Genomic DNA, 13,346 nt, shown 5'->3' with positions numbered 1-13,346 from the left:
AATCTAGATTTATATCTACCTCCAATAAAAAACGACACCGAAGTGCCGTCTTTCAATCCATAATCTACATCAACAAGGACATTTCTTCATCGTACCGCCTGCTGTTGGATAACGTGCATCCACGCAATAACGGTGAAATGTCTTTTCATCCATTACATCAACATCAGGATGATGCTTTTTCATATGTTCCACATAATTTTCATAATCTGGAACACCCACCATCAAACGAAAACTTTGTTGTAAACGCTGCCACAATGTTGCAATTCTCGACCAATTCTTTGGTGAAAAAATTAAGTCTTTTTGCGACATAATGGTCATCTTGATGATTTTATAAATCACCGTTTTACCACCTTTGGCGAATCTAAGATTCATCTTACTCACCTCATCTTATTTCTTGCAAAAAACATATCGCAAAATATTAATGTGACTTAGACACTGAAACCTCTTCAGGATCTGCATACACTGCTGGTGCTTCATTTACTGTTGGAACTGGACTTGCCAATGCACGACGAATCACACCAATCGCAGCAAAAACCATCACAACTGCCACAATCATAAAGAATGCACAGAGTGCAGCATTAATTTGATTCGACAATACAATCGTTTGCATTTCTTCAAGCGTTTTAGCTGGTTTTAAAATCTCACCTTTCGCAATAGCAGCCGAGAATTTATCTGCTTGTGCTAAAAAACCAATTTTTGGATTTTCATGGAAGATTTTTTGCCAACCCGCCGTCATACAAGTAACGATTAAGAAAACCGTTGGGATAATGGTTACCCAAACATATTTCTCTTTTTTCATCTTAAAGAGAATCACTGTGCCCAATATCAATGCCATAGCAGCAAGCATTTGGTTACCAATACCAAATAACGGCCACAAGCTGTTAATACCACCCAAAGGATCGACAACCCCCTGATAAACGAAGAAACCCCATCCCGCTACTGCGACCGCTGTTCCCACCATATTACCGGCAAAATTGTGCGAATTTTTAAGTGATGGAACAACGATACCCACGGTATCTTGCACCATAAAACGACATGCACGTGTACCTGCATCAACAGCTGTGAGGATAAATAATGCTTCAAATAAAATCGCAAAGTGATACCAAAATGCCATCATTGAACGGTTATTAAAAATATCCGTAATAATATGTGCCATACCAATTGCAAAAGTTGGTGCACCACCAGTACGTGAAAGGATCGTGGTTTCACCTACCTCTTTTGCCAACAAGGTAAGTGTTTCAGGTGTGACCACAAAGCCAAGTGTACGCACAGCTTCGGCAGCACTTTCTACCGTTGTACCCAATACAGCCGCAGGTGCATTTATTGCAAAATATATCCCTGGTTCAAGTACAGTCGCACAAATCATTGCCATAATTGCGACAAATGATTCCATCAACATACCGCCATAACCGATCACACGAATATTGGATTCGTTATCAATCAATTTTGGCGTCGTTCCAGAAGACACTAAAGCATGGAAACCTGAGATTGCACCACAAGCAATGGTAATAAATAAGAATGGGAACATTGAGCCAGCAAATACTGGGCCAGTACCATCAACAAAATGCGTTACGGAAGGCATTTTCAACATCGGCATTGCAATCATGATGCCTACTGCAAGCCCTGCGATTACCCCAATTTTTAAAAATGTAGATAAATAATCACGAGGTGCCAATAATAACCAAACAGGTAAAACTGAAGCCACGAAACCATAAATGATCAGTGCCCAAGTTAACTGTGTTCCTGTTAATGTAAAGAAAGGCCCCCAATATGGATGTGCTGCAACGTCACCGCCATAAACAATCGCAGCCATCATTAATACAAAACCAATGATCGATACTTCTGCAATTTTCCCTGGGCGTATGTAACGCATGTAAATGCCCATGAACAATGCGATTGGTATCGTCGCAGCTATCGTGAATACGCCCCAAGGACTATGCGCAAGTGCTTTTACCACCACTAAAGCTAATACAGCAAGGATAATAATCATTACCCCTAATGCGCCAAGCATCACAACAATACCCGCAAATGAACCAAGCTCCTGCTTCGCCATTTCACCCAGTGAACGACCATCTCGTCTTGTCGAAATGAATAATACAAGAAAGTCTTGAACCGCACCTGCGAGTACTACACCGACGAGTAGCCAAATCGTTCCAGGTAAATACCCCATTTGTGCAGCAAGAATAGGACCAACCAGTGGTCCAGCACCTGCAATTGCAGCAAAGTGATGTCCAAAAAGAACATATTTATTGGTCGGCACATAATCCAAACCGTCATTCAAACGATGTGCTGGGGTTAACCGTCTTGGGTTTAGTTCAAATACTTTATTGGCAATAAATAGGCTATAAAAGCGATAAGCAATGCTATATACACAGACCGCTGCAAGGACTAACCAAACCGCATTGACATGTTCACCCTTGCTTACAGCCAGTATTCCAAATGATACTGCACCAATGATTGCTACAATCACCCATATAAGCTTTGAGAGGGGTGATGATTTCGTTTCAATATTTTCCATAAATACCTCTCATCTTGATAATAAAAGCAGTTCCATTGTTCTTATTTACCTAAACTCATTTCCATGTGATTCTTTCCGTGGCAACTGTACTCCTCGCTTTGTTGTTTTCATCTAAGACTTTGGAATAAAATTTGATTTGAATATGTACATTTAGCATGACATTGGCATGACTTAAACAGTTACACTGTTATTTTTATTGTTAAAATTTTATTCCGACTGTTTGACTCTACTATTTATTTTTTAATCTCGATCTAATACTTTGGTCGAAAATTTGTTTAATTTTTACCATATTTAAAATCTATTTTAACCGTGGTTAAAATTGTCAGCTTCCTCATCATTCAAAAATAAAAAAAGGGATGATTTTCATCATCCCTTTGCAAATCATCATCAATGATTATGCACGCTCTAGGTAATCACCTGTACGAGTGTCTACACGAACGCTTTCTTCTTGCTGTACGAATAATGGAACACGTACCACAGCACCTGTTTCTAACTTAGCTGGCTTACCACCGCCACCTGAAGTATCACCACGAACACCTGGATCAGTTTCAACGATTTTCAATACAACGAAGTTTGGCGCACTTACGTTTAATGGAACACCGTTAAATAACATGATTGTGCATTTTTCGTTTGAATCGTCTTTTAACCATTTCGCAGCGTCCCCCATTGCAACTTTATCGGCTGCAATTTGCTCGAAAGATACAGGATCCATGAAATTCCATAGTTCGCCGTCGTTGTATAAGTAATCCATTTCAACTTCTACAATATCAGCAGCTTCTAAAGAATCGCCTGATTTGAAAGTTTTTTCTAATACTTTGCCAGATCTAAGGTTACGTAATTTTACACGGTTAAATGCTTGACCTTTACCTGGTTTTACATATTCATTTTCCATGATTGAACATGGGTTACCATCAAGCATAACCTTTAGGCCTGCTTTAAAATCATTTGTAGAATAATAGGCCATGAAAGGCACACTCCAAACTTAAATCTTTAATCTATTCATGCTCAAAATACAGCATGCAATAAAATACTATTGCGAATTTTCCTAGTGAATTTGCCTAGGCTTATTCGCAAGCCATATTTTTCATTCGAGCCTATTCTAAATGACCTAGACACTTTGAAGCAATGTAAAAATTTTCAGTACTGTTCAGATATTCGCTAATTACTGCCCATTTTTAGGCTTTATAGTATGCTTCTTTGTAGACAAAGTGCTAAAATCCACGATTAGCTTGGCTATAGTGATTTATTATTTAGCGAAGCTCAATTTCAAATCTTTAAAATACAAACTTGTAACGCAAATTGTATTGAGCTCAACGACTTCTTCTATTTTCATGACTTATTTATATCAAGAGCAAAACTGGCAATCACAGATGAGTGATTTAATCACCTCTCCTGCTGAGTTACTCAACATCCTAGAACTTTCATCAGATGATTTATTGTCAGGTGCTTTACTCGCCTCTGAACAGTTTAAGTTGCGTGTACCACGTGCTTTTGTTAAAAAAATGAAAGTTGCTGATGCTTTTGATCCATTATTATTACAAGTTCTGCCGCATCACCTTGAGTTAGAAGAACATCAAGACTTTGTGACTGACCCGCTTGGCGAAGAACAAGCCAATCAGCTACCTGGTGTATTACATAAATATAAATCACGTTTTTTACTAACTTTAACAGGCGCATGTGCTGTTCATTGTCGATATTGTTTTCGTCGGCATTTTCCTTATCAAGAAAACTTACCTAAAAATGAAGACTGGCTTAAAATTAAAACCTATTTAGAGGCGCATCCTGAAATTAATGAGGTTATTTTAAGTGGTGGAGATCCCTTAACTTTATCTAATAGAAAATTAGCCCTTTGGGTAGAACGCCTAGCATCTCTCAGTCAAATCAAAATCTTGAGAATTCATTCACGCGTTCCGATTGTCATTCCTGAAAGAATTGATGAGGAGCTTGTTTCTTTATTGAAAAACAGTAGGCTACGCGTAATTCTAGTGGTACACTCAAATCATCCAGCTGAATTAGATGATTTGACTTGTTCAAAGCTCAATCAATTGGCAAAACAAAATATTCTTGTGTTGAATCAAGCAGTTTTACTTAAAGGTATCAATGATTCGGCACAAATTTTAGTTGAATTAAGTCAACGACTTTTTGAAGCGCAAGTTTTACCTTACTATTTACATGTATTAGATAAAGTAAAAGGTGCACATCATTTCGATTTAGGGACGGAAAAAATTAATGAGATTTACACAGAAATATTAGCAAGTTTGCCAGGTTATCTAGTGCCAAAACTAGTTCGAGAGATTGCGGGAGAAAACAATAAGACACCGCTTTTTGGAGTTACAACCTTTTAAGAGTTGAACACAAGCATGATAAATCAAGAGATTTCTGAAATTTTCCATAGTTCCACAACGCTACAGCGTGAAAATCTGAGCTTTGCAGACAATACCGTTGAATCTGTGACTGCTTGGACGACGACATTGTCAATTATGCAGCTTGGGGATACCGCTGAATCAGTTTTGAAAGCGATTCTTGAAATTAGCGAACTTAATTGCACTGAGACACTACGTTTTGACTTAGTTCAAGTCTTACATCCAATTACTGAAAGTATTCTATCTAGTTTAGAAAAAAATATTTTAAATCAAGGTCTTTCTCAGTCTGATCGTATTGAGCATATTATTGATTTAATCACAAGAATCCGTACATATTTTACCAATATCTACGTCAACATCGTACAAAGAAGTGATCAAACACTCGCTCAGAACAAACTTTCTTTTTTTAAATTCAAGCAAAAACGGAATTTAAAAACTGCAAGAATCCTTGCATCATTTTATGCATTAGAACAGTTGGGTTTACTACTTATTCAGCAGCAAATGCTGTATAGCGGTCCATTGTCAAAACAATGGCAAACCACACATTATTTGTATGAATTATCCATTAAAAATCAAGAATTCAATATTAATATCAATCAATTACAAGGTACACATTTTACGATTCAGAATATTCAGCAAGCTTATGCGCAAGTTTTATTGCTCGATATTTTTAATACACACCAAATACGCCCTTCAGAAACCCAAGCACTTTATCATTGTACTTTTGATTGGGTGAAATTGGTTCAAATTTTGCCGCGAGAAACTGCACTTTCACGTTATGTCGTGGATGGATCTAAAGATATACCGCCTATTTATAATCGCAAACAACACCCTAGCTTCCGTACAAGCTTATATATTTCGACGCAAAATTTGCTTGAACATATCAATTTGACCATTCATAAAGACGCTGAATATATGTCTAAGAATGAACAAATTTATTTATCTCCTGCTTTGAAGTTTCATGTGCAAAATGTACTTGGCACCAATTCAGAACGTCAGCAGGAACGTTATGAATATACAGCACAATTAGAAATTTGCTTCAGTCTGCAAACCGCACATTTTTATTTATCTAAAGCGAAAAACTTCTATGAAACTTTAGATATCAATAATAATTTTGCGTTTCAATCTGAATCGAGCAAGCATTCTTCAATTGCAACGGGTTCTAGCTCAGCATCCAATACAACACAGATAAAAAGTTTAGATCGTGAGGCTAAACAAATTTATCAAGCACAAGTCATTGATATTAGTATCAATGGATATCGTGTTCGCTGGGCAAATGAAACACCGCGTAACTTGAGAACGGGCGAATTTATTTTATTGAATGAAAATCTTCAAAATAAATGGAGAGGCGCGATTATTCGTTGGATTAAGCAATCTACCAATAAAAGCTTTGAGGTTGGGTTGGAAATTTTGGCACAGGATATTTATCCATGCGCAGTTAAAGTTCCTGCGGATCGATCTGCCTTTAATTATCATCCTTGTTTGATGGTCAAAGTCCCAAATCTCAATGAATCGAATATTTCCATTATTTTACCCAATTTACCGTTCTTTAAAGAACAACAGGCCATTTATTTACGTTTAGGTACTGAGGAAATTAAAGTGTATTTAACCAAAACTGTGTTAATTACTCAAAGTTTTGCTCAGTATGAGTTTGAACTAATTAATGATGAAGAAAGCATTTTTGTTGATCAGTTTATTGAGCAACAATCTACCAATTTGAATAATCAAGATGTATGGGAAGCCTTGAAGTGAGAAATTTGTTACTATCTAAGAAGTTAAAACTCTCTGAAACTCGATTACTCATTATTGATGATAACCAAATTCGATATAATGAAATTGTTGATCTCTTTCAAAGTAAAAATCATTTGGTTCATGCTACTTTACTCGATGAATTGAAAAGCTTTGAAAAACAACTCAATACTTCATGGGATTTGATTATATTTGGTCGTGCTTATGATATTAAAATCGAGCAAGCCGTTACACTTATTCAAGCTTCAGCTGAAATTGATATTCCTGTTTTATTATTAAAACCTGAGGACTATCAAAATGATCAATATTTATCGTTTATCCAAAAAGGCATCTATGATGTTATTAATTTGGAATACACTGAACGTTTCTATATAAGTTTGATTCGTGCATTATCTTATAGCCGCACATTACAAGCTCAAAAACATTTATTTAATGATCTTGAAAATGCAAAAAACCAAGCGCAAGCTTTGGCTGTTGAACAGCATAAAGCTGTTGCGCTCATTCAAGAAGGTATTCACACCGAAGCCAATGAAGAATATTTAAAACTTTTCGGTTTGAATGATGTTGCAGATATTATTGGTCTGCCTTTACTTGATATTTTACAGCCAAAAAATATCAATGACTTTAAACAACGGTTTAAAAAGATTTCACAAGGTCAGTTTGATCTTGCTCGCTTTGAAATCGACACGCTCAACAGTAATGCAAAATCAGAAAACCCTTTAAAAATTGAATTTCTCCCTTCTGACGAAGAAGATGCAATTCAAATCACGATTGAAACCAATAGCTATGCAACCGCTTCATCAGATTTGTCTAAACAAAAAATTTCATTTGTTGCAAACAGTTTTCAACAAATTAACGCTTGTTTAATGAATCAACCTGCTAAAGCCAATGCATTGGTTTTATTTAGTTTTTCAGATTGCTCTAAAGAAATCTTTAATTCAAATTGGAATACTGTTATTCAATATTTGGAAGGTTTTAAACAATTTATTCAAGAGCAAACCAATAGCACCGTTTTTCAGATTGATAACATGCTATATGCGATTATTTTACAAGCTGAATCAGACACTATCTTAGAATCACGCATACACAGTTTACATGCTTTAGAAAAACCTCAATTACTTGAAATTAATGCAGAAACCTATCCACTTAATCTGAAAATTGGTTATACAAACATTCAACCGAATGACTTTACTGATGCAAACTTTGGCAAAATTTTAGAACAAGCCTATGACAACCGCCTCGTAAAGAAAAATTCAGTATCTGAGTTACAATTGTCTGCAACATTACAAGAAACAAAGATTGAGTTGGCTGTTGAAAAACCAAAGTTAGAACTTGAAACGAATAAACCTATTCAGTTTGAAGCTGCACCTGTAAAACCAATCATTGATGCTCAAGCAAATCCAACTTTCCAAGAATCCCCTATTCTCACCCAAATCGCACGGTCGCTTGAAAAAGGTGAAATTCAACTTAAATACCAACAACTCTACGATAAACAAGATAGTATCCTAAATATTTACGAAGTAAGTTGTGGTTTTATCTTTGAAAATCAATGGAAGAAAGTCAGTAATTTAATTGATTTAGATGATGATGTTGAGCTTTCAGTCAAATTAGATCGCTGGATTTTAGTTGAAGCGTGTAAACAACTACATAACTTTATTACGCAATATCCTGAAGCAAAATTGGTGGTAAATTTAAATCGTCATGTTCTATTTAATGACAAGCAATTTCCTGAACTTATTTCCAAATTACTGACTATTGTAGGTAGCCGTCTTTCTCATCCACTTATTTTACAATTTGACGAAGAAGATATTGCAAAAAATATCATTGAATCGCAAAAGCAATTTACGATCTTAAGAGAAAATGGTGCGGAAATTTCAATTCGCCGCTTTGGTTCAACGATTTCAAGTGAAGCCATCTTAAAACAAATTGATGTTGGTCTACTCACACTGGATGAGAAATTTACTGAGCAATTAAATAATGATGCTGCAATAGGTGACTTCCAACGTTTATTAGAGAAATACCATGAGATTAAACCTGTCGACATGATATTGAAAAACTTAAATGATATGAATTCCTTTGCAAACGCATGGAATGTGGAAGTTCGCTACTTACAAGGTGAGTATTTCCAGAAGAAACTAGATCATTTAACGGATGTTCAAGATCATTAATGAAGTATTGAGTATAAATGCCATAAGCAATATATAAATTGTCGTAACTTAGAAAAAGCTGTCATGCAAAGCATGGGAGCTTTTCGTAATCATCATCCGACAGATGGTTTTACATATAAGCGATCATCGAGAACAACTGTGCCAATATAGCCATTTTTGTGACTGTCCAACTGAGCATGTTTTGCTACACTTAGAAAAACTCACACCTCCCAACATCTTTGATTCCAACACTGTATTAAGTATCAATTTTTATGTTAGCAATATCTATACTTACTATGGATTTTGGAGCGTTAGAAAAAAAGCTTTAGTCACGGCATCAGTCGGAAAAAACTTTCAATTAACATATTTTGTAGATTTAAATCACGTGGTGCACCAAATGATGTGATTGTAGATACCAAAGATAGTTTAACCTGATTTTTTTCTAGTATAACTGGAATGACTGGCCAATCTAAGGGTGGAGGCTGCATAGTATGAATACTGCGCTCTTTATGAATACCACACTCTTTTTCTAGCAACTCAAGCTCATTTAATGTTTCTATTGATGAATCAAACATCCTTCGTGTGGCTACTAGTAACTCTCGCGCCAGTGCAATAGCATTTGGCATTAAAGGTTGCAAAGCCTCAGTTGTCATCAGTCTTATTAAATTCTGCCCAACCAAAATATCTGCTGAAATTACCATTTGATAATCAAATATCCATGCAAATAATGTATCAGCTGCTCGATTGGTTCGTTTAATATTCCACAATCGATCAACAACAATAGCAGGATAAGGTTCTTGTTTTTCAAGAATCATCTCTACAGCCTGATCAATATATTCCAAGCGTTTATCTGACCATGCTGTATCTGGGTGCACAGCAGCAAAACCCGCCGCCAATAACAGTGTATTTTGAGCATCAATTGATAAACGGAGTGTATCGGCTAAATCCAGCACCATTCGCCGACTAGGATTCGATTTGTCTAATTCCAAAAATGCAAGGTGTCGTTGCGAAATACCACAACGCTCTGCAAGTTCGAGTTGGCTAAGAGCGCGCAACTTACGTAAGTGCTTTAATCTTTGACCAAAACTTATAACAGATCGCATACTCATATCCATAAAAGTTTATCTCATTAAAATCTATTTTTATTCATTGCAATATAAAACACTTTTATTCTCACCCAAGAAATTCAAGTAAGGCGACTAGAGCCATTTCAGGCTTTTCTTCATGAGGTAATAATTTACAGTCTGGAATGATTTTAAGTACCGCATCAGGAAACTCTGGTAACATTTTTTCTGCATAAGTTAATGGAAAGGTCAGATCATTTTCACCCCACAATAATAATACAGGCTGACGTATAGCTTGGTGTTGTACAGCAAGACCATCTACAACATCCCAATCAATACCATTCAAATAAGAAATAAGCCCTCGTAAACGAGTTTTATCTGCCAATGGTGCGATGAATTGCTGCAAAAATTCATCGTTCATCAATGCCATATTTTGAAAACTACCACCAAAACCCAAGGATGATTTAAGAAAGCTATGAGATCGCAATAATTGTTGAAATATCAGTGCCACCCCAGGAATTTTAGTGAGTATTTGATACTCAACGACCCATGGCGGACGATGAAATGATATTTCAGTATTGATCATCACTAATTTTTGGACACGCTGACTATCTTGTAGCGTCAGGCAACGGGCAATCGTCGCACCAGTGTCCTGCGCGATAATGCTATATTTTGAAATTTCCAGAATATCCATCATTTTTTTCAAGCGGCTTGCTTGTGCTACAAAATTAAAGTCTGTGTTGTCCTGCCAAATTGAATCACCAAGCCCGGGTAAATCTGGTACATAGCAAGTAAAATGCGCCGAAAGCCCTCGTAGAATATGTCGCCAAGTAAAGCTACTTAAGGGAAACCCATGAATCAACAATAATGCTGGCCCCTTACCAAAACGACGTAAGGCAAAAGTTGCATCGTCTACTTTGATGTGCTGAATAGGAGCTTTGAGAAAAGCTTGCGCTGCTGATGAATAGGATGTTTGTTCTACTGCAGCACGTGTATGACTGAGCGACATGATCAAAACTCTCTTTGAGTTATAAGAGATATGATGATGTGCCAATGCTGATACACTCGCAACTACCTATCAGGTAGTTATAAAAGGGTTAAGGAGATAAGATAAAAGGTAGGCGATCGGGTTATAGGATAATGAGATACTCGCTCGATAATTAAGATTTAGATAAACACCATGAGCGCATAATTTTGTACTTCTTTTAGAATGATAGTTCTTATATCGCCTGATTAAGATTCAATACCTAATTAAAAACATGCTTTAACAAACAGATCACTTATACATCGTTAAAAATTCTAAACACAAATTTTAGACACAAAAAAACGGGCTTAAGCCCGTTTTTTCGTTTCGCGATATTAACGTTTAACAGAACGTGACATACCAGCAAAACGTTGTTTGAATTTATCGATACGACCGCCAGTATCAACATTCTTCTGTTTACCAGTATAGAATGGGTGGCAAGCTGAACATACGTCAAGGTAAATTGTTTCTTTACCTAAAGCAGAACGAGTTTCGATAACGTTACCACATGAACAAGTAGCAACTAATTTTTCGTATTTTGGGTGAATATCGGCGCGCATGGTCGATTCTCCTAAGTTAAGAAAGGTTTTGCTGTCATCGCAATTAACCACTCTCAATAAATTGAGGAAAGTTGATTTAAAAATAAATTCAACAGGTTAACACCACAACAGACCATTTCTTTTGGCCCACCGAGACTATAAGTGTCAGAGCTAAGCACAACAAGTGGAGCATATTATACTGAAGTTTTTAGCCAAATGCGACTAATCCAACACAGAATCTTGATTAATTTGCATTTCGGTCGTTTTTTGCTTTGACCAATAACTCGCAATCACACCACAAACCATTAGCTGAATCTGATGGAAGATCATAATCGGTAAAACAATCATACCAAGCGGTTGACCGATGAACAGAATTTGCGCCATGGGTACGCCACTAGCAAGCGTTTTCTTTGAACTACAAAAGAAAATAGCGATCTGATCTTGTTGATTAAACCCGAGCCATTTGGGAATAAAGAATGCCAATAGCATGATGATCGTTAAAAAAACTGAACACGCTAAAATTAAATAAATCAGTGTCGTCCAACTCACCTGCTGCCAAAGTCCTGCAACAACCGCCCCACTAAAAGCACCATAGACCACCATCAATATAGAACCTTGGTCAAAAGTTTTCACAATACTGGGGTTTTTCTGCATGATTGGGAAAACATACGGCCGTAATAATTGTCCTGCGATAAAAGGCACTAACAGCAGTAAAGTAATTTCGATAATTGATGAGGTTGGATCATAACCATGCTTAGATTGCCCAAAAATAAATAAGCTCACTAAAATTGGGGTAATAAACATACCTATTAAATTTGAAAATGAAGCACTACACACGGCGGCTGCCACATTTCCCTTAGCCATTGAAGTAAAAGCAATTGAAGACTGTACTGTTGATGGTAAAAAACACATAAACAAGAAACCCCAGTACAACTGTTGTCCCAATAGTGGTACTAAAATAGGCTCAGCAAACAATCCAATGATAGGAAATAATGCAAATGTAAATGCAAAGACCAACGCGTGAAGTTTCCAATGTAAAACGCCTTCAATAACAGCTTCACGGGAAAGTTTTGCACCATGTAAGAAAAATAAAATGGCGATGGCAAAGGTCGTCACTTTGCCAAAAACAAGCGCAGCTTGCCCATGTACAGGTAAAAGTGTAGCCAAAATGACCATTACAACCAAAAGAAAAGTAAACCGATCCAAAGCTAGAATTTTTAATAGTTTCACCTAAGCCCCCTATCCTCTGAGTGAAATTAAGAGCTTACAAAAAAGCCCAGTAATCAAAAGTTTACCTATAGGTAAACGACTTATCTTACTGAGCTAAATAAATTAAGCTAGCATCTATACAAAATGTTCAGTATTTCATTTAAACACTTAGGCTTTTACTTAAGTGTTTTATGACAATTTCCTGAATATTTCATCCTACTCAACGACCATCATAATTAATTGTTACGAGCATCATGATCTTGCTGAATTAATTCAATTTTATAACCATCTGGATCTTCAACAAAAGCAATCACCGCCACGCCACCCTTCATCGGCCCTGCTTCACGAACAACATTTCCACCACGTGCTTTAATCTCTTCACAGGCTTGATAAGCATCATCTACAGCAATGGCGATATGACCATAAGCATTACCTAACTCATAACTCGATGTGTCCCAATTATGCGTCAACTCTAGCACTGTATTGCTCTCTTCATCACCATAACCCACAAAAGCCAAAGTAAAGCGACCTTCTTCATAATCACGTTTGCGAAGTAAAGTCATACCGAGTACTTCAGTATAGAACGCTAAAGATTGTTCTAAATTGCCTACACGTAACATGGTATGCAGCATGCGCATGATTGATTTTCCTATTTTATAAAATATAGCCTGTCAATATAGGCAATAGCGTTGAAAATTTCAATTTACTCAAAGTAAAAGCAGCCATTGTTTGG

Annotated in this window: 11 protein-coding genes; 3 read left to right on the top strand and 8 right to left on the bottom strand. The window is 36.6% G+C overall.

What is annotated here, in order from left to right; translation table 11 throughout:
* Window positions 1-69: 69 nt before the first annotated feature.
* The 3 genes from CDA10_RS06980 to efp form a co-directional block, all read right to left on the bottom strand.
* Window positions 70-372, bottom strand: a complete 303-nt coding sequence (locus tag CDA10_RS06980; RefSeq protein WP_089604887.1) for a YbdD/YjiX family protein — start codon at window positions 370-372, stop codon at window positions 70-72.
* Window positions 373-418: 46 nt separating this feature from the next.
* Entirely contained in the window at window positions 419-2,518 is a 2,100-nt protein-coding gene (locus tag CDA10_RS06975) for a carbon starvation CstA family protein (protein WP_089604886.1), read from the bottom strand.
* 394 nt (window positions 2,519-2,912) lie between these two features.
* On the bottom strand, window positions 2,913-3,482 hold the full coding sequence (gene efp / locus CDA10_RS06970; RefSeq protein WP_089604885.1) for an elongation factor P: 570 nt from the start codon (window positions 3,480-3,482) through the stop codon (window positions 2,913-2,915).
* 367 nt (window positions 3,483-3,849) lie between these two features.
* Between efp and epmB the strand changes: the two genes are divergently transcribed.
* The 3 genes from epmB to CDA10_RS06955 are packed head-to-tail and all read left to right on the top strand — an operon-like array spanning window position 3,850 to window position 8,798.
* Window positions 3,850-4,863, top strand: a complete 1,014-nt coding sequence (gene epmB, locus CDA10_RS06965; RefSeq protein WP_089604884.1) for an EF-P beta-lysylation protein EpmB — start codon at window positions 3,850-3,852, stop codon at window positions 4,861-4,863.
* A gap of 15 nt (window positions 4,864-4,878) precedes the next feature.
* Window positions 4,879-6,633: a GTPase gene (locus tag CDA10_RS06960; protein ID WP_089604883.1), complete on the top strand. Its 1,755-nt coding sequence runs from the start codon at window positions 4,879-4,881 to the stop codon at window positions 6,631-6,633.
* Window positions 6,615-8,798, top strand: coding sequence for an EAL domain-containing protein (locus CDA10_RS06955; protein WP_089604882.1), 2,184 nt, complete (start codon window positions 6,615-6,617; stop codon window positions 8,796-8,798). Before CDA10_RS06960 ends, CDA10_RS06955 begins: the two co-directional genes overlap by 19 nt.
* A gap of 308 nt (window positions 8,799-9,106) precedes the next feature.
* On the opposite strand, the gene CDA10_RS06950 is transcribed toward CDA10_RS06955, so the two are convergent.
* The 5 genes from CDA10_RS06950 to gloA form a co-directional block, all read right to left on the bottom strand.
* A complete protein-coding gene (locus CDA10_RS06950) occupies window positions 9,107-9,880 on the bottom strand; it encodes a helix-turn-helix domain-containing protein (RefSeq protein ID WP_167374952.1) in 774 nt (257 codons plus the stop codon).
* A gap of 70 nt (window positions 9,881-9,950) precedes the next feature.
* Window positions 9,951-10,850 (bottom strand): alpha/beta fold hydrolase, encoded by a 900-nt coding sequence (locus tag CDA10_RS06945; protein ID WP_089604880.1) that lies wholly within the window; start codon window positions 10,848-10,850, stop codon window positions 9,951-9,953.
* 350 nt (window positions 10,851-11,200) lie between these two features.
* A complete protein-coding gene (rpmE, locus tag CDA10_RS06940) occupies window positions 11,201-11,425 on the bottom strand; it encodes a 50S ribosomal protein L31 (protein ID WP_004831212.1) in 225 nt (74 codons plus the stop codon).
* Between the two features lie 201 nt (window positions 11,426-11,626).
* On the bottom strand, window positions 11,627-12,634 hold the full coding sequence (locus CDA10_RS06935) for a bile acid:sodium symporter family protein (protein ID WP_089604879.1): 1,008 nt from the start codon (window positions 12,632-12,634) through the stop codon (window positions 11,627-11,629).
* Between the two features lie 215 nt (window positions 12,635-12,849).
* On the bottom strand, window positions 12,850-13,251 hold the full coding sequence (gene gloA, locus CDA10_RS06930) for a lactoylglutathione lyase (RefSeq protein WP_089604878.1): 402 nt from the start codon (window positions 13,249-13,251) through the stop codon (window positions 12,850-12,852).
* Between the last annotated feature and the right edge of the window lie 95 nt (window positions 13,252-13,346).

The organism is Acinetobacter piscicola (assembly GCF_002233755.1).
GTDB classification, from domain to species: domain Bacteria; phylum Pseudomonadota; class Gammaproteobacteria; order Pseudomonadales; family Moraxellaceae; genus Acinetobacter; species Acinetobacter piscicola.
This window is presented reverse-complemented; position numbering and strand designations above follow the sequence as displayed.

Coding starts and splice junctions, on each gene's coding strand:
- CDA10_RS06980 (WP_089604887.1), bottom strand. CDS start 372: ATGAATCTTAGATTCGCCAAAGGTGGTAAAACGGTGATTTATAAAATC.
- CDA10_RS06975 (WP_089604886.1), bottom strand. CDS start 2,518: ATGGAAAATATTGAAACGAAATCATCACCCCTCTCAAAGCTTATATGG.
- efp (WP_089604885.1), bottom strand. CDS start 3,482: ATGGCCTATTATTCTACAAATGATTTTAAAGCAGGCCTAAAGGTTATG.
- epmB (WP_089604884.1), top strand. CDS start 3,850: ATGACTTATTTATATCAAGAGCAAAACTGGCAATCACAGATGAGTGAT.
- CDA10_RS06960 (WP_089604883.1), top strand. CDS start 4,879: ATGATAAATCAAGAGATTTCTGAAATTTTCCATAGTTCCACAACGCTA.
- CDA10_RS06955 (WP_089604882.1), top strand. CDS start 6,615: ATGGGAAGCCTTGAAGTGAGAAATTTGTTACTATCTAAGAAGTTAAAA.
- CDA10_RS06950 (WP_167374952.1), bottom strand. CDS start 9,880: ATGCGATCTGTTATAAGTTTTGGTCAAAGATTAAAGCACTTACGTAAG.
- CDA10_RS06945 (WP_089604880.1), bottom strand. CDS start 10,850: ATGTCGCTCAGTCATACACGTGCTGCAGTAGAACAAACATCCTATTCA.
- rpmE (WP_004831212.1), bottom strand. CDS start 11,425: ATGCGCGCCGATATTCACCCAAAATACGAAAAATTAGTTGCTACTTGT.
- gloA (WP_089604878.1), bottom strand. CDS start 13,251: ATGCGCATGCTGCATACCATGTTACGTGTAGGCAATTTAGAACAATCT.